21 protein-coding genes are annotated in these 15,037 nt (G+C 41.0%); 17 read left to right on the top strand and 4 right to left on the bottom strand.

Annotated features, from left to right (window positions below):
• The first annotated feature begins 280 nt into the window (after nt 1–280).
• Together ATE34_RS05660 and ATE34_RS05655 are read left to right on the top strand one after the other, a co-directional pair.
• Nucleotides 281–472, top strand: coding sequence for a hypothetical protein (locus tag ATE34_RS05660; protein ID WP_009729502.1), 192 nt, complete (start codon nt 281–283; stop codon nt 470–472).
• A gap of 77 nt (nt 473–549) precedes the next feature.
• A complete protein-coding gene (locus tag ATE34_RS05655) occupies nt 550–765 on the top strand; it encodes a hypothetical protein (protein WP_009729501.1) in 216 nt (71 codons plus the stop codon).
• 36 nt (nt 766–801) lie between these two features.
• Here the strand turns inward: ATE34_RS05655 and ATE34_RS05650 are convergent, their stop codons facing one another.
• The 3 genes from ATE34_RS05650 to rpmF all read right to left on the bottom strand — a co-directional run bounded on the left by ATE34_RS05650 (nt 802) and on the right by rpmF (nt 1,746).
• Nucleotides 802–1,320: an HXXEE domain-containing protein gene (locus tag ATE34_RS05650; RefSeq protein WP_061599164.1), complete on the bottom strand. Its 519-nt coding sequence runs from the start codon at nt 1,318–1,320 to the stop codon at nt 802–804.
• A 78-nt stretch (nt 1,321–1,398) separates the two neighbouring features.
• On the bottom strand, nt 1,399–1,548 hold the full coding sequence (gene rpmG / locus ATE34_RS05645) for a 50S ribosomal protein L33 (protein WP_001265622.1): 150 nt from the start codon (nt 1,546–1,548) through the stop codon (nt 1,399–1,401).
• A gap of 15 nt (nt 1,549–1,563) precedes the next feature.
• Complete coding sequence (gene rpmF, locus ATE34_RS05640; RefSeq protein ID WP_000290417.1) at nt 1,564–1,746, bottom strand: 50S ribosomal protein L32; 183 nt, start codon at nt 1,744–1,746, stop codon at nt 1,564–1,566.
• 220 nt (nt 1,747–1,966) lie between these two features.
• Between rpmF and ilvD the strand changes: the two genes are divergently transcribed.
• Nucleotides 1,967–3,670, top strand: a complete 1,704-nt coding sequence (gene ilvD, locus ATE34_RS05635) for a dihydroxy-acid dehydratase (RefSeq protein WP_061599166.1) — start codon at nt 1,967–1,969, stop codon at nt 3,668–3,670.
• Between the two features lie 175 nt (nt 3,671–3,845).
• On the opposite strand, the gene ATE34_RS05625 is transcribed toward ilvD, so the two are convergent.
• A complete protein-coding gene (locus tag ATE34_RS05625; RefSeq protein ID WP_001204052.1) occupies nt 3,846–4,187 on the bottom strand; it encodes a metal-sulfur cluster assembly factor in 342 nt (113 codons plus the stop codon).
• A gap of 123 nt (nt 4,188–4,310) precedes the next feature.
• Between ATE34_RS05625 and ATE34_RS05615 the strand changes: the two genes are divergently transcribed.
• From ATE34_RS05615 to ATE34_RS05545, 14 genes are all read left to right on the top strand, one after another.
• The gene (locus ATE34_RS05615; RefSeq protein WP_061599169.1) at nt 4,311–5,162 is read left to right on the top strand and encodes a helix-turn-helix domain-containing protein; all 852 of its coding nucleotides are present in this window, start codon (nt 4,311–4,313) and stop codon (nt 5,160–5,162) included.
• Between the two features lie 198 nt (nt 5,163–5,360).
• Nucleotides 5,361–6,608 (top strand): MFS transporter, encoded by a 1,248-nt coding sequence (locus ATE34_RS05610; protein ID WP_061599171.1) that lies wholly within the window; start codon nt 5,361–5,363, stop codon nt 6,606–6,608.
• A 76-nt stretch (nt 6,609–6,684) separates the two neighbouring features.
• Nucleotides 6,685–7,965, top strand: a complete 1,281-nt coding sequence (hisS, locus tag ATE34_RS05605) for a histidine--tRNA ligase (RefSeq protein ID WP_061599173.1) — start codon at nt 6,685–6,687, stop codon at nt 7,963–7,965.
• 144 nt (nt 7,966–8,109) lie between these two features.
• The gene (locus ATE34_RS05595) at nt 8,110–8,313 is read left to right on the top strand and encodes a helix-turn-helix transcriptional regulator (RefSeq protein ID WP_000916947.1); all 204 of its coding nucleotides are present in this window, start codon (nt 8,110–8,112) and stop codon (nt 8,311–8,313) included.
• Nucleotides 8,313–8,501 (top strand): hypothetical protein, encoded by a 189-nt coding sequence (locus ATE34_RS05590; protein WP_001046118.1) that lies wholly within the window; start codon nt 8,313–8,315, stop codon nt 8,499–8,501. Before ATE34_RS05595 ends, ATE34_RS05590 begins: the two co-directional genes overlap by 1 nt.
• Complete coding sequence (locus tag ATE34_RS05585; protein ID WP_061599175.1) at nt 8,488–8,685, top strand: hypothetical protein; 198 nt, start codon at nt 8,488–8,490, stop codon at nt 8,683–8,685. The genes ATE34_RS05590 and ATE34_RS05585 overlap by 14 nt, the downstream gene beginning before the upstream one ends.
• A gap of 3 nt (nt 8,686–8,688) precedes the next feature.
• Nucleotides 8,689–9,039, top strand: a complete 351-nt coding sequence (locus ATE34_RS05580; protein ID WP_061599205.1) for a PspC domain-containing protein — start codon at nt 8,689–8,691, stop codon at nt 9,037–9,039.
• 7 nt (nt 9,040–9,046) lie between these two features.
• Nucleotides 9,047–9,787 (top strand): DUF3169 family protein, encoded by a 741-nt coding sequence (locus tag ATE34_RS05575; protein WP_081103150.1) that lies wholly within the window; start codon nt 9,047–9,049, stop codon nt 9,785–9,787.
• 10 nt (nt 9,788–9,797) lie between these two features.
• Nucleotides 9,798–10,622, top strand: coding sequence for an ABC transporter ATP-binding protein (locus ATE34_RS05570; protein WP_084911288.1), 825 nt, complete (start codon nt 9,798–9,800; stop codon nt 10,620–10,622).
• The gene (locus ATE34_RS05565; RefSeq protein WP_084911287.1) at nt 10,615–11,313 is read left to right on the top strand and encodes an ABC transporter permease; all 699 of its coding nucleotides are present in this window, start codon (nt 10,615–10,617) and stop codon (nt 11,311–11,313) included. Before ATE34_RS05570 ends, ATE34_RS05565 begins: the two co-directional genes overlap by 8 nt.
• Before the next feature lie 9 nt (nt 11,314–11,322).
• Complete coding sequence (locus tag ATE34_RS05560) at nt 11,323–11,964, top strand: CPBP family intramembrane glutamic endopeptidase (protein WP_084911286.1); 642 nt, start codon at nt 11,323–11,325, stop codon at nt 11,962–11,964.
• A gap of 17 nt (nt 11,965–11,981) precedes the next feature.
• Nucleotides 11,982–12,200 (top strand): hypothetical protein, encoded by a 219-nt coding sequence (locus ATE34_RS05555; RefSeq protein WP_084911285.1) that lies wholly within the window; start codon nt 11,982–11,984, stop codon nt 12,198–12,200.
• Between the two features lie 151 nt (nt 12,201–12,351).
• Nucleotides 12,352–14,115 (top strand): aspartate--tRNA ligase, encoded by a 1,764-nt coding sequence (gene aspS / locus ATE34_RS05550; RefSeq protein ID WP_007522677.1) that lies wholly within the window; start codon nt 12,352–12,354, stop codon nt 14,113–14,115.
• Nucleotides 14,093–15,034, top strand: a complete 942-nt coding sequence (locus ATE34_RS05545) for a YitT family protein (protein WP_000806299.1) — start codon at nt 14,093–14,095, stop codon at nt 15,032–15,034. Before aspS ends, ATE34_RS05545 begins: the two co-directional genes overlap by 23 nt.
• The last annotated feature ends 3 nt before the right edge of the window (nt 15,035–15,037 follow it).

Here is a 15,037-nt window from a genome sequence, read left to right as displayed (position 1 = left end):
ATAGTCAAAAGTATTAGACATGTTTAAGCATGCAGTCAGTGGGTAGATTGATAATTTTGGGGATTTTTCTTTTACGTTTAACGCTCTCTTGGGAGAAGATGAAGAGTTTGCCGAGACTTGGGATAATGAAAATCCTGAAATTTTTAAAACTATTAATGACTTTGATCTAATGATGCATTTAGAAGAGCATGATTCAAGCGACTAACAAGGATTTATCGAATTCTTAACACCTTACTACGAAAAAGCCAAGCAATTAGCCAATATTGAAAGGGATATTTAAATGAAACTCTGGAAATTTAACCGTACAGATGTAGTTATCACGCTTAAAAATGGCGTGATAGTTAGAGGGTTTGTAGAGGACTTTTGTGACGCCTCTGACAATGCAGAGGAGATGGACTCCTTGCTTGTGGATGTTGATGGAACTCTTAGAGAATATTTTGAGGATGAAATTCTTAGTATTTCAGCAACTTAGACATGGAACAGTTTAAGCACTTTTATCAACCTAACTATAAGAACTATCGAAAACTAGTGGCAAAGAAAGGAGAATAGATGAGTAAGCAACTATGGAACTACCTACGCTCAAGAGTTCAGGTAGTCACTAATGACGGCAAGATAATCAAGGGACTTGTCACAGATTTTGTTGACGAAATGGACAATGACGAACAAGACGAAATCACTATTTTCATTGCCAATCCTAGTCCTGAAGAGCCGACTGAAATTTCTCTATATGAAAGTGAAATCAGTTTGATTCAAGAAGTAAAATAAAAATTCCCTGCAAATTGAAATTGCAAGGAACTTTTGTTAATGGTTATGGGCAAGCCAGGCGGAATACTTTACCCCAAGCCAGAGAGCAAAGAGGAGATTGATGACGACGATGCCTGAACCGACCAGTGAAAATAGGAAAAATTCGCTGGTCGAAACTCGCCACAAATGTACAATGTCTGTAATCAAATAAGCACTGACAGGAAAACAAAGGATAGAAGTGATGAGAGCAGGGATATACTTGCGAAGAAGGATTGATTGTCCAATATGGAGCAAGAGATGAAGTGCAAAGGCTACAAATCCCCCTAACCAAACTAATTCGAGCGCTCTAGATTGAGTAAAATACGCTAATAAAGTGATGGATAAGACAAGAACAAATTCCTCAAAAACAGCAAGGGCAAATCCTTCTGTTGTAATTCTTTTGTGGAGCTTGAGAATAGCTGGAGCCTTTTGAGCCAGCAAGGTTTCGTTGAGATGAATCCAAGGGACAAGACCGATAATTTCTTCCATATCGTGAAAGATAAAGAGTAGAGGAAACATCCAAAGATAAAATGCCATAAATCTCTCCTGAAAAGCTATAGATTGCTAACCAATAAAGCAAAAAACGCCCAGTAAGGCGTTTTGAGTTAGGTGTGCTTATTTCACTTCTGTAAACACGACGTGTTTGCGAAGTTTTGGTGAGTATTTCTTCAATTGAAGACGGTCTGGAGTGTTACGTTTGTTTTTAGAAGTAAGGTACAAGCGTTCACCAGATTCTTTGTGTTCAAGTGTAATATTTACGCGCATGGTATCTCCCTTCTATTATTCAGCTGATGCAGCTTTAGCGATTTTACGTCCTTTGTAGTATCCTTTAAGTGATACACGGTGAGAACGTGAGTAATCTCCAGTAGTTTCGTCAAAGTTTACAGATGGAGCTGTTACTTTGTAGTGTGTACGACGTTTGTTTTTCTTCGCTTTTGAAGTGCGACGTGCAGGTACTGCCATTTTGATTTCTCCTTTAGGTATTTAAATTCGATTCAATCTACTGATTTTCATCAACCATACTAGGATAACACATTTTTTTTGTAAAGTAAAGTTACTTGACAAAAAAAGATGAAAAAATTAGAAGTTGTTAATCGGAATTTTCTGAAAATTCAAGAATTTTATTCTGTTCTTCATGCGGAAATTGTGCTATAATAGTAAAAACTGAAACGGGAGGGATAAGATGACTGAATTAGATAAACGTCACCGCAGTAGCATTTATGACAGCATGGTGAAATCACCTAACCGTGCTATGCTTCGTGCGACTGGTATGACAGATAAGGACTTTGAAACACCGATTGTGGGAGTGATTTCAACTTGGGCGGAAAATACACCATGTAACATTCACTTGCATGATTTCGGGAAACTGGCTAAAGAAGGTGTCAAATCTGCTGGCGCCTGGCCTGTACAATTTGGAACCATTACCGTAGCAGACGGGATCGCCATGGGAACGCCTGGTATGCGTTTCTCTCTAACATCTCGTGACATCATCGCGGACTCCATCGAGGCGGCTATGGGTGGTCACAACGTCGATGCCTTTGTCGCTATCGGTGGCTGTGACAAGAACATGCCTGGTTCTATGATTGCCATTGCCAATATGGATATCCCAGCTATTTTCGCTTACGGTGGTACTATCGCCCCTGGAAATCTTGATGGCAAAGACATCGACTTGGTTTCTGTATTTGAAGGAATCGGTAAGTGGAACCATGGTGACATGACAGCTGAGGACGTGAAGCGTCTTGAATGTAATGCCTGCCCTGGCCCTGGTGGCTGTGGTGGTATGTATACAGCTAATACCATGGCGACTGCTATCGAAGTTCTCGGTATGAGTTTGCCAGGATCTTCATCTCACCCAGCTGAATCAGCTGACAAGAAAGAAGATATCGAAGCAGCAGGACGAGCTGTTGTCAAGATGCTGGAACTCGGTCTCAAACCATCAGATATCTTGACTCGTGAAGCTTTTGAAGATGCCATTACAGTAACCATGGCTCTCGGTGGGTCAACCAATGCCACTCTTCACTTGCTTGCCATTGCCCATGCGGCTAATGTTGACTTGTCACTTGAGGACTTCAATACAATCCAAGAGCGTGTACCTCACTTGGCCGACTTGAAACCTTCTGGTCAGTATGTCTTCCAAGATCTCTACGAAGTCGGTGGGGTTCCTGCGGTTATGAAATATCTCTTGGCAAATGGTTTCCTTCATGGAGACCGTATCACATGTACTGGTAAGACAGTTGCTGAAAACTTGGCCGACTTTGCAGATCTCACACCAGGTCAAAAAGTCATCATGCCACTTGAAAATCCAAAACGTGCAGATGGTCCGCTTATTATCTTGAACGGGAATCTTGCCCCCGATGGTGCGGTTGCTAAAGTATCAGGTGTTAAGGTGCGTCGTCACGTTGGACCAGCTAAGGTATTTGACTCAGAAGAAGATGCTATTCAGGCCGTTCTGACAGATGAAATCGTTGATGGCGATGTTGTCGTTGTTCGTTTCGTTGGACCTAAGGGTGGTCCTGGTATGCCTGAGATGCTGTCCCTTTCATCCATGATCGTTGGTAAAGGTCAAGGAGACAAGGTTGCCCTCTTGACGGATGGCCGTTTCTCAGGTGGTACTTATGGTCTGGTTGTTGGACATATCGCCCCTGAAGCTCAGGATGGTGGACCGATTGCTTACCTTCGTACAGGTGATATCGTTACGGTTGACCAAGATACCAAAGAAATTTCTATGGCCGTATCCGAAGAAGAACTTGAAAAACGCAAGGCAGAAACAACCTTGCCACCACTTTACAGCCGTGGTGTCCTCGGTAAATATGCCCATATCGTATCATCTGCTTCACGCGGGGCCGTGACAGACTTCTGGAATACGGACAAGTCAGGTAAAAAATAAACTCAAAAAGCAAGCCAACTTCGGCTTGCTTCTTTTCATCTTCAAAAGTGATTTGCCTGCTTATACTCAATAAAAATCAAAGAGCAAACTAGAAAGCTAGGCGCAGGTTGCTCAAAGCACAGCTTTGAGGTTGGAGATAAAGCTGACGTGGTTTGAATTTGATTTTTGAAGAGTATTAACGAGGTGGCAGTCCAAGGGCAATACGGCCGTAGCGACTGATTCGTGTGATCTTCCAAGCAGGTGACCAGGTGACTTCAACCTTGACATCTTCGATACCTTCGATTTGTTTCAGACCTGCTACGATTTCGATAGGCAAACTTTCTGCACAATCGCAGGCAGTATCAGTGAAAGTCATGACAATCTTGCAGAGACCTGTTTCGTCCAGATTGATTTCATAAATCAGCCCTAGATTGTACACATCCAATTCCACATCTGTATCAAAAACCTTCTCTAGTTTTTCGATAATTTGGTCTTGCAAAGCCAAAGCGCGGTCATTGATTTTGATATCGTCTCTCATAACAGTCCCTCCACCTGATAAATATCCTCTATTTTCTCATAATTCTGACAATTTAGCAAGTTTTTGATGAATTTTCTGAAAAATATGATAAAATGAAGAAAATACTCAATCAAGGGGAAGTCTATGGAGCAGATTGGAAAAGTCTTTAGACAATTACGAGAGTCAAGAAATATCTCGCTGAGACAAGCAACTGGGGGACAATTTTCGCCGTCCATGTTGTCACGATTTGAAACAGGTCAGAGTGAACTTTCGGTGGGAAAGTTTCTGTTTGCCCTAGAAAATATATCTGCGAGTGTAGAGGAAATCCTCTTTCTGGCGAGAGGTTTTCAGTATGATACAGATTCTGAGTTAAGAAAAGAAATCACAGATATCTTGGATCCAAAGAACATAGCACCTCTCGAGGACTTGTATCGTAAGGAGTATCAAAAGCATGCCGATTCTCAAAATAAACAGAAACATATTCTAAATGCCATTATGATCAAGTCTTATATGAAGAGCATGGATGAAACGGTAGAGTTAACAGCAGAGGAAGGAAAAGTCCTTCATGATTACCTGTTTTCCACCGAGATTTGGGGAATCTATGAACTCAATTTGTTCTCAGTTAGTTCCCCACTCTTATCTGTTCCTCTTTTTACTAGATATGTACGAGAAATGGTCCGAAAATCTGATTTTTTAATGGAAATGTCTGGAAACCGAAATCTTTTTCACACCATGCTACTGAATGGTTTTTTAGCCAGTATTGAGTGTGAAGAATTTACCAATGCCTCTTATTTTAAACGTGTCATCGAAGAGCATTTCTACAAGGAAAATGAGACCTATTTCCGAATTGTCTATTTGTGGGCGGAAGGTCTCCTTGATAGCAGGCAAGGCAGGGTCAAGCAAGGACAAAAGAAGATGGAGGATGCAGTTCGTATTTTTGAGATGCTTGGCTGTAACAAATCTGCCGAATACTATAGAAAAACGACCGACTGTTGAATATCTGCAAACTAAGAAAATGATTTGAAATTTTAAGCGATAGAATTCTGGCCCTCTCTCAGGCTATCAAAGAAGTTCTATCGTTTTTTGCTTATTTTATGTGTTGCATATATTCAAAAGTTCTCTCGCTCAAATTTCTAAGTGCTATACTGTAGTCATACTTCATATAGGGATTATAACAAGAAGGGGGGATTACCTATGAAATTATTGTTTAGAAATCCAGCTTATAGAATTTTGACTTTATCACGCTTCTTCAATGCTTTTGGTGCTTCGATTTTTAACCTGGTATTTATCGTCTATGCATCGACCTTGCCACAAGCATCTTTTGCGGTTGCTGTAGCAAATATTGTGATGATTCTTCCGACTCTCTTTACAGTTTTTGTAGGGATTCGGGCAGATTACACGAGGGGCAAGGTCAAATGGATGACCTATAGCGGTTTGTTTCAGGCTCTTCTCTTTTTCCTAGCAGCTTTGGTACTTGGTCAAGCCAGTCTCTTTGCCTTTTCCAGCCTGTGTTTGATTAATGTCATCAGTGATGTGATCAGTGATTTTGCAGGTGGTTTGCGCATGTCTCTTATTAAGGAAAAAGTGGCTGAAAATGATCTGATGGAGGCTTATTCTTTTTCCCAGTTTATCACCTATATTTCAGCTATTGGTGGTCAAGCTTTCGGAGTCTGGCTCTTAGGTCTATCGGTCAATAATTTTTCTCTCGTTGCGGGAATCAATGCTTGCTTTTTCCTAGTATCAGCTGCTATTCTCTTTTTAGGAAGAAGCAAATTGAACCTGTCAATTTCATCTGCTGATGGTGAAATCCTAAAAAATGAGAAGCTTTCTATCAAAGAGCAGTTCCTAACAATTTACCGAAATTTACGTCTTGTTTTTCTTAAAAGTGGACAGAAAAACTTTGGATTCATGATCTTTGCTGTCTTGCTTATCAATGCTTTGGGTGGCGCTTTAGGAAGCATTTATAACATCTTCTTTTTGAGTCATTCTCTCTTGAATTTTTCTTACACAGAGGCACTATTTATCGAGCAAGTCTGTGTTTTATTAGCTATCATCATCAGTAGCCTTACGGGCAATGATTATTTTGGGAAGCAGTCCTTGCCTAGATTGATGATGTGGGCGACATTAGGAGTCAGTCTAGTTGGTCTGGCTAACTTATTCAATCAAGTCGTGCTTGGTTTGCTATTCCTCTTTTTAACTCTGTATGTGTCTGGTAAAGTTTCACCAAAGATTAGTGCCATGCTCATGAAAAATCTAGCTCCAGATGTTCTAGCTCGTACCAGTAATTTTTTGGGTTTATTGTTTACCTTATCCATACCTATGGGAACAGCTTGTTTTTCACTTGTAGCTGTATGGAATATGCAGTTGACTTGGATCTTATTTGTTGGTCTTTCTTTGCTGGCTATCCTTTTGACAAGTCTTAATCTCAAAAATGATATTTGAATCCTAATTTTTTCTCACTGTTTTAATCCCTTTATTTATGGTAAAATAAGACTATTAAGTTTAAAGAGGATTCCCTATGAAATTACAAAAACCAAAAGGAACGCAGGATATTTTACCTGCTGAATCTGCCAAGTGGCAGTACGTTGAAGGCTTTGCCCGTGAAATTTTCAAGCGCTATAACTACGCAGAAGTGCGCACGCCTATTTTTGAGCATTACGAGGTCATCAGCCGTTCTGTCGGAGATACAACGGATATCGTAACCAAAGAAATGTACGACTTTTACGATAAGGGAGACCGTCATATTACCCTTCGTCCAGAAGGAACTGCGCCCGTTGTCCGTTCTTATGTGGAAAATAAACTCTTTGCCCCAGAGGTGCAAAAGCCAAGTAAGTTCTACTACATGGGCCCTATGTTCCGTTATGAGCGTCCACAAGCAGGGCGTTTGCGCCAGTTCCACCAGATTGGTGTCGAGTGCTTTGGTTCTAGCAATCCAGCTACCGATGTGGAAACCATCGCTATGGCAGCTCATTTCTTGAAAGCGATCGGCATCCAAGGTGTCAAATTGCATCTTAACACTCTTGGAAATCCTGAGAGTCGTGCGGCTTACCGTCAAGCCTTGATCGACTATTTGACACCGCTTAAGGAAACCTTGTCTAAGGATAGCCAACGTCGTTTGGAGGAAAATCCTCTCCGTGTCTTGGACTCTAAGGAAAAAGAAGACAAGGTGGCAGTGGAGAATGCGCCGTCTATCTTGGATTTTCTTGATGAAGAAAGCCAAGCCCACTTTGATGCTGTTCGTCAGATGTTGGAAAATCTTGGAGTAGACTATATCATCGATACCAATATGGTGCGTGGTCTGGACTACTACAACCACACCATTTTCGAGTTTATCACTGAGATTGAGGGCAATGACTTGACAGTCTGTGCGGGTGGTCGCTACGATGGCTTGGTTGCTTATTTTGGTGGTCCTGAAACTGCTGGATTTGGTTTTGGACTTGGTGTAGAGCGCCTGCTTCTCATCCTTGAAAAGCAAGGTGTGGCCCTCCCTATCGAAAACGCCCTAGATGTCTATATTGCAGTCTTGGGTGAAGGCACAAATGTCAAGGCCTTGGAATTGGTACAAGCCCTTCGCCAACAAGGATTCAAAGCAGAGCGTGATTATCTCAACCGTAAACTCAAAGCTCAGTTCAAGTCAGCCGATGTCTTTGCGGCTAAGACCCTCATCACCCTAGGAGAGAGTGAAGTCGAAAGCGGACAAGTGACAGTTAAGAACAACCAAACCCGAGAAGAAGTTCAAGTGTCGCTTGATGCTATCAGCCAAAACTTCTCAGAAATCTTTGAAAAATTAGGCTTTTAATAGTATTTAAAACTGGTCAGGAGCTTATTCCTGACTTTTTTCTTTTGCAAAATGACAAAAATCATAAACTTTTTGACAAATATTATTGTCAAAAAGAAAAAGATGTGTTACAATGTAAGCAAGTTAAGAGTAAAGGAGAGAGGAATGCTTAAAAATCGTCTAAAAGAGCTGCGGGCTCGCGATGGTCTCAATCAAACCGAACTAGCCAAGCTAGCAGGGGTTTCCCGACAGACCATCAGTTTGCTAGAGAGGGATGAATACACTCCGTCCATTGTAATCGCCCTGAAGATTTCACAGATATTCAATGAACCAGTCGAGTCGGTATTTCGTATAGAGGAGGATGAGTGATGAACAAGTATAAAGTGATTTATTATATGAGTGTTTTTGCCTTTATTGTGAATGCTTTCGCTATGATTGGAACATTATTCGGTTGGTTTTATTTTGTTGAAAGTAAGTATTTGTTTTGGATTAATTTAGTCCTCTTGTCCATTCTCAATTGGTTAAAGAAGAAGGAGAAAAATGATGAACAAGTATAAAGTGATTTATTATGTAGTTGCCATAGCCCTATTAGTCAGCGTATTTCTACTGATTGGGATGGACCTAGGCTGGTTTAATCCATATCAAAGCGACCAATTTGTTTGGGCCTACTTTGCTCTCATCCCAGTAGTTGACTGGATTGAAAAGAAATCCAAAAATCTAGCAAGTGAAAAAGGAGAATGAATGATGAAAAAGTTTTTAGCAGATTTTCAAGTAGATACTGAGCACAAAGAACTTGCGGGTGTTTGTGCAGGTTTAGGAAATTATTTTAACATTCAAGCCAATATCGTTCGTTTGGTGACAGTTTTGTTGTTTCTCTCTTCTACAGAGATTGGTATTTTAACAGTTACAGCCTATGCTTATCTAGCAGGTTGGCTTGGCAATGAACCTTTGGGGGATGGAGCAAAAAAAGCTAGAAACCAAGCTATTCTCTTACTTGCTGTTTGTTTGATTTTGGTGTCACTTGGAACAGAAGGTTTGGTCGCTATCTTTGAGTCAGGTAAGGACTTTGGTCAGTGGTTGGTTGGATTAGTTTAGAAAGAGGATGAATATGAAAAAGAAACGTGGATTGTTATTTTTAATGGCTGTTATCTTGGGAGGCTTCTTGGGCATGTTTGCAGGGATGTTTAAGGCCTATACCGAAAACTATGGAAGCATTTTAGATGTCAAAACCGTGATTCCATGGCTATCAGCTATTTGTTTACTATTAGGTTTCGTTGGCATTGTTTTGACGTTCAATTTCTTAAAGAAAAGCAGAACATTTCACTCCTTGTACAAAGAGGAAACGGATGATGATTTGAATGAAACCTATTATGTGCAAATGTATCGTAATCTTGAGTTTGGAACCATTACTTCTAATATTACAAGTGTAGCGATTTTATTGCCTCTTGTCATCTCAGGTAGTGAAGTAATTGTACTCGATGTAAGCCGTATAACATTTTCCCTTTCCTTTTTGGCATTAGTGCTGTTCTTGCAGAGTCAAAAATATCTTTCTAAAACAATTGCGATTGTTCGTCAGTTTGATTTGGCTCTTTTCTCTACACCAAAGGATGTCTTGAACTATATTAATTCTTATGATGAAGGGGAGCGTCAGGCTAATTTGGAACAGAGTTTTCGAATTTTATTCCAATTAAATCAGTATGTCTTACCAGGCTTATATATTTTTCTTTTTATCATTTCTTTTTTGACAGGAGAGATTCAGCTACTGGGCTTCTTGCTTGTCGGAGCAATCCATATTTATATCAATGTGATGCAAATACCTATGGTAAAACGTTATTTCAAATAAAGGAGTTCCTATGATTCGTGTTGAAAATGTAAGCAAAAGTTTTGGAGGCAAGAAAGCTCTGCATCAGATTTCTTTTGAGATTCAAGAAGGTGAAATTTTTGGCTTCCTAGGACCTTCAGGTTCAGGTAAAACAACTATGATCAATGTTTTGACGGGTCAGTTAGCTGCAGATCAGGGTGAGACCGTTCTCCTAGGGAAGTCCTCTCGAAATTTGACTTCAAATGATTTGGAACAAATCGGGATTGTTAGTGATACCAGTGGTTTTTATGAAAAGATGAGCCTCTATAAAAATCTGCTCATTTATGCAAAATTATATGGTCTTAAAGCTTCTAGAGTAGATACAGTACTTGATCAAGTTGGGTTATCAGATGCCAAAAACCTTATCGCAGAAAAACTATCCACAGGTATGAAACAACGGATGTTCTTGGCTCGTGCTCTTCTAAATGCTCCCAAAATCCTCTTTCTGGATGAGCCAACAAGTGGTCTTGATCCTACCACCTCAAAATCGATTCATGCTCTCTTACAGGAACTGAAGCAGGCTGGGACAACGATTTTCTTAACAACCCACGATATGAATGAAGCAACCTTGCTTTGTGATCGACTCTCTCTTTTAAATAAGGGAAACTTGATTGAGTATGGCAGTCCACAAGAGATTATCCAGAAATACCATGAGGATAAAAAGGTTCGTTTACGCTACCAAGATGGACGCGAACAAGTGGTTCCTTTTGAAGAATTGCCTCATCTGGATACAACAGATCTGATTGCTGTTCATTCTTGTGAACCGACTTTAGAGGAAATCTTTATTAGATTGACAGGAGAAAAGTTAGATGTTTAGAAAATTAAATGCCCTTCTTTGGTTAAGGTTACAAGTTCTTATTAGTAATTCAACCTTGTTAGCGACATTATTGATGCCCTTTGGTATTGCTATCCTATATAATGAGTTCTTAAACAAGAGTGGAGAATTGACTATGTTTCTCCTCTCTATGAGTCTGACGATGGTCTTGAGTATGGGAAGTGGTTATATGGTATCGATTATGATGGCTGAGGACAAGGAAAAACGTAATCTTAAATCCCTCATACTAAGTGGTGTGACAGCAACGGAGTATACTCTGAGCATGATGGCTCTTCCTCTTCTAGTGGTGCTTCTTTCGATGGTTGTTCTACCTTTGTATCTTAAAGTTGATTTAACAAACTACTTTCTTACCTATGGTCTCTATCTGCTTCTGGCAACTATCAGCATTATCTTTCTTAACATTCTTATCGGTGCAGTATCAGATACTCAGTCTAAGGCGCAAGTGTATAGTATTTTTCCTATGCTAACCTTCTCTTTCTTGCCCACTCTTGCTGTTCAAAATGAAACTGCGCAAAAATTGTTGGACTATTCTTTCATTGGTCCATTGGTAAGTCTGTTAAAAGCAGGTGGTGGAGAGTTATCTTTGAGAAGTCTTGGTCTTTTGCTAGCATGGGTCCTTTTGCTAGGATTAGCTAGTCTCTTAGTATTGAAAAATAGTTATAAAGGAAAATAGGAGGCCCATATGAAATTACTTAAAAATCTTGGCTGGTTTCTTCTAGCTGTCCTATCCTTTTTCTTTGGCTATGGTCTGGTTCAGAGTATGGCGCTGTCAGCTCTTGGACTAGGGGCTTCAATCTTTGGAGTCTTGCCACTCTATATCGTCCTGTCAGGGGCCTATGTTTATGGAGTTTACAGATGGTATCAGACAGAAAAGGTTAGCATCCAGACGACAGCTTTTAATCGTTATATTTGGTTGCCAACCCTGGTTTTGCTAGTGGCGATTACAGCCCAGTTCTTTTTGCCAGATGATCCGTCGGTCAATCAACAGACTGTATCACAATTGACACTAGCTCAGCCTGTCTTTGGTTTCTTTATGGTAGTGGTCTTTGCTCCTCTGACGGAAGAACTCATCTTTAGAGGGATGTTGGCGCGCTATCTCTTTCCTAAGCAGAACAACAGCAAACAGACAGCTCTGTTTCTCCTCGTATCAAGTGTGCTTTTTGCCTTGATTCATTTTCCAGGGACTTTGCAACAGTTTTTAGTTTATGCCAGTCTAGGATTGAGTTTGGGTCTGGCTTATGTAAGCCGAAAAGGTCTGCTTTACAGCATTTCTCTCCACGCTTTGAATAATTTAATCGGCTTTTTGATGATACTCATGCTATAATAGAGTCAGGAGGTCACATGAAACGAGTAATTTTATTAGCATTGATACAGGCGGTCGTTCTCTTCTTTATCATCGGGGCACTTGCCTATGCCTTTAAAGGCGATTTCTTTTACAACTATCTAGCAGTTGTCTTTGCGCCTATTGCAGGTGTCTTGCGTTTTGCTTCGGCGTATGCGACGGAGATTGTTCTACCTAAAAAGGCAGCGGAGATTGCCGAAAAGCGCAAAAAAGGTTAATAATCATAATCAGAGAATCCGATGACGTTTTCATCGGATTTTTTGTCTGTTTGTTTTGATTTCTAAAGGCAATCAAACTTTTCTGATGATTTTCATGAAGTGCCTGCGCTTTTGTGGTAAAATAGTAACAGAATAAAAGAGGAGAGAAAACATGAAACGTAGTATGTATGCTGGTCGTGTTCGTGAGGAACACATCGGACAAGAAATGACCTTGAAAGGCTGGGTTAGCCGTCGTCGTGACCTTGGTGGTTTGATCTTTATCGACCTTCGTGACCGTGAAGGAATCATGCAGTTGGTTATCAACCCTGAAAAAGTATCTGCAGAGGTTATGGCAACAGCTGAAAGCCTTCGTAGCGAATTTGTTATCGAGGTGACTGGTCAAGTCGTTGCGCGTGAGCAAGCCAATGATAAATTGCCGACTGGTGCGGTTGAGTTAAACGTGACAGCTTTGACAGTGCTTAATACAGCTAAAACAACGCCTTTTGAGATTAAAGATGGGATTGAGGCCAATGACGATACACGTTTGCGTTACCGTTACCTTGACCTTCGTCGTCCAGAAATGCTAGAAAACCTTAAGCTTCGTGCCAAGGTGACCCACTCAATCCGTAACTACTTGGATGAGTTGGAGTTTATCGATGTGGAGACGCCATTCCTTTCTAAATCAACGCCAGAAGGGGCACGTGACTATTTGGTGCCATCTCGTGTCAATAAAGGGCATTTCTACGCTCTTCCTCAGAGCCCACAGATTACAAAACAGTTGTTGATGAATGCTGGTTTTGACCGTTATTACCAAATCGTCAAATGTTTCCGTGACGAGGACTTGCGTGGTGACCGCCAGCCTGAGTTCACTCAGGTCGACTTGGAAACATCCTTCCTTACGGAGCAGGAGATCCAAGATATTACAGAAGGCTTGATTGCACGCGTGATGAAAGAAACAAAAGGCATCGACGTGACGCTTCCATTTCCTCGTATGAAGTATGATGACGCAATGGCTCTTTACGGTTCTGACAAACCTGATACCCGTTTTGACATGTTGCTTCAGGACTTGACAGAAGTAGTCAAGGGTGTTGATTTCAAAGTCTTCTCAGAAGCACCTGCCGTTAAAGCTATTGTGGTCAAAGGAGCTGCAGATAACTACTCACGTAAAGACATCGACAAGATGACCGAAGTAGCCAAACAGTACGGAGCCAAAGGTCTTGCTTGGGTCAAGGTAGTTGATGGAGAATTAAATGGACCAGTTGCCAAGTTCTTGACTGGGATCCAAGCAGATTTGACTGCAGCACTTGGTCTTGAAGATAAGGATTTGGTTCTATTTGTGGCGGATACGCTTGAAGTGGCCAATGCAACACTAGGCGCCCTTCGTGGCCGTATCGCCAAAGAGTTTGACTTGATTGATAACGATAAATTCAACTTCCTTTGGGTGGTTGATTGGCCAATGTTTGAATGGTCTGAAGAAGAAGGCCGCTACATGAGTGCCCACCATCCGTTTACTCTTCCACAGGAAGAAACAGCTCACGAATTAGAAGGTGATTTGGCTAAGGTTCGTGCCATTGCTTACGATATCGTCTTGAATGGTTATGAGCTTGGTGGTGGTAGTCTTCGTATCAACCAAAAAGACCTTCAAGAACGCATGTTTAAGGCTCTTGGTTTCTCAGCTGAAGAAGCCAATGACCAGTTTGGCTTCCTTCTTGAAGCCATGGACTATGGTTTCCCACCACATGGTGGCTTGGCTATTGGACTTGATCGTTTTGTGATGCTCTTAGCAGGAGAAGAAAATATCCGTGAAGTCATTGCCTTTCCTAAGAACAATAAGGCAACCGACCCAATGACTCAAGCTCCATCAACAGTCGCTCTCAAACAACTAGAGGAACTCAGCTTACAAGTAGAAGAAGATGAAACAAGCAAAACGAATTAAGCGGTGGCGCTATTATCTGCGCCGCTTTGCTTATCAGATAAAAATCTTACGAGTTTTACAAAGTATCTCTCGGGAAAAATATGATGAGAAAGTATCGGCTTCTCTGGTTTATGGCTTTCTGTCAGCGGTAGCAGTCAATTTCTTTTTTCAACCAGGACACGTTTACTCCAGTGGTGCGACAGGTCTGGCACAGATTATCTCTGCCTTGAGTAATCACTGGTTTGGTTTTTACATTCCGATATCGCTAACCTTTTATGCTATCAATTTTCCGTTGATGATTTTGGCTTGGTATCAGATTGGGCATAAGTTTACAATCTTTACCTTTATCACAGTATCCATGAGTTCCCTCTTTATCCAGCTTGTACCAGTTGTGACCTTGACAGAGGATCCCATCATCAATGCTCTTTTTGGGGGTGTTGTCATGGGCTTGGGGATTGGTTTTGCGCTCCGTAACAATATTTCTAGCGGAGGTACAGATATCGTCAGTCTGACCATTCGAAAGAAAACGGGTAAGAATGTCGGTAGTATTTCTTTCCTAGTAAATGGAACCATCATGCTGATAGCAGGATTGACCTTTGGTTGGAAATACGCCCTCTACTCCATGATTACTATCTTTGTCTCCAGTCGTGTGACAGACGCGGTCTTTACCAAGCAAAAACGCATGCAGGCCATGATTGTGACCAATAATCCTGACAAGGTAATTGCAAAAATCCATAAAAAATTGCACCGCGGAGCAACTATGATCCACGATGCAGAAGGAACCTATAATCATGAGAGAAAAGCAGTCTTGATTACGGTTATCACACGAGCAGAGTTTAATGATTTTAAACACATCATGAAACAGGTCGATCCAACAGCCTTTGTCTCTGTATCTGAAAATGTCCACATCCTAGGACGATTCGTAGAAACAGACAATTAATCA

It is taken from the genome of Streptococcus oralis subsp. tigurinus (assembly GCF_002093545.1).
Classification (GTDB): Bacteria; Bacillota; Bacilli; order Lactobacillales; family Streptococcaceae; genus Streptococcus; species Streptococcus oralis_C.
Note: the sequence above shows the minus strand (reverse complement) of the source record. Positions and strands in the feature narration are given on the sequence as shown.

Bases quoted from the DNA above. Each gene is read 5' to 3' on its own strand.
- ATE34_RS05660 (WP_009729502.1), top strand. From the start codon at position 281: ATGAAACTCTGGAAATTTAACCGTACAGATGTAGTTATCACGCTTAAA.
- ATE34_RS05655 (WP_009729501.1), top strand. From the start codon at position 550: ATGAGTAAGCAACTATGGAACTACCTACGCTCAAGAGTTCAGGTAGTC.
- ATE34_RS05650 (WP_061599164.1), bottom strand. From the start codon at position 1,320: ATGGCATTTTATCTTTGGATGTTTCCTCTACTCTTTATCTTTCACGAT.
- rpmG (WP_001265622.1), bottom strand. From the start codon at position 1,548: ATGCGCGTAAATATTACACTTGAACACAAAGAATCTGGTGAACGCTTG.
- rpmF (WP_000290417.1), bottom strand. From the start codon at position 1,746: ATGGCAGTACCTGCACGTCGCACTTCAAAAGCGAAGAAAAACAAACGT.
- ilvD (WP_061599166.1), top strand. From the start codon at position 1,967: ATGACTGAATTAGATAAACGTCACCGCAGTAGCATTTATGACAGCATG.
- ATE34_RS05625 (WP_001204052.1), bottom strand. From the start codon at position 4,187: ATGAGAGACGATATCAAAATCAATGACCGCGCTTTGGCTTTGCAAGAC.
- ATE34_RS05615 (WP_061599169.1), top strand. From the start codon at position 4,311: ATGGAGCAGATTGGAAAAGTCTTTAGACAATTACGAGAGTCAAGAAAT.
- ATE34_RS05610 (WP_061599171.1), top strand. From the start codon at position 5,361: ATGAAATTATTGTTTAGAAATCCAGCTTATAGAATTTTGACTTTATCA.
- hisS (WP_061599173.1), top strand. From the start codon at position 6,685: ATGAAATTACAAAAACCAAAAGGAACGCAGGATATTTTACCTGCTGAA.
- ATE34_RS05595 (WP_000916947.1), top strand. From the start codon at position 8,110: ATGCTTAAAAATCGTCTAAAAGAGCTGCGGGCTCGCGATGGTCTCAAT.
- ATE34_RS05590 (WP_001046118.1), top strand. From the start codon at position 8,313: ATGAACAAGTATAAAGTGATTTATTATATGAGTGTTTTTGCCTTTATT.
- ATE34_RS05585 (WP_061599175.1), top strand. From the start codon at position 8,488: ATGAACAAGTATAAAGTGATTTATTATGTAGTTGCCATAGCCCTATTA.
- ATE34_RS05580 (WP_061599205.1), top strand. From the start codon at position 8,689: ATGAAAAAGTTTTTAGCAGATTTTCAAGTAGATACTGAGCACAAAGAA.
- ATE34_RS05575 (WP_081103150.1), top strand. From the start codon at position 9,047: ATGAATATGAAAAAGAAACGTGGATTGTTATTTTTAATGGCTGTTATC.
- ATE34_RS05570 (WP_084911288.1), top strand. From the start codon at position 9,798: ATGATTCGTGTTGAAAATGTAAGCAAAAGTTTTGGAGGCAAGAAAGCT.
- ATE34_RS05565 (WP_084911287.1), top strand. From the start codon at position 10,615: ATGTTTAGAAAATTAAATGCCCTTCTTTGGTTAAGGTTACAAGTTCTT.
- ATE34_RS05560 (WP_084911286.1), top strand. From the start codon at position 11,323: ATGAAATTACTTAAAAATCTTGGCTGGTTTCTTCTAGCTGTCCTATCC.
- ATE34_RS05555 (WP_084911285.1), top strand. From the start codon at position 11,982: ATGAAACGAGTAATTTTATTAGCATTGATACAGGCGGTCGTTCTCTTC.
- aspS (WP_007522677.1), top strand. From the start codon at position 12,352: ATGAAACGTAGTATGTATGCTGGTCGTGTTCGTGAGGAACACATCGGA.
- ATE34_RS05545 (WP_000806299.1), top strand. From the start codon at position 14,093: ATGAAACAAGCAAAACGAATTAAGCGGTGGCGCTATTATCTGCGCCGC.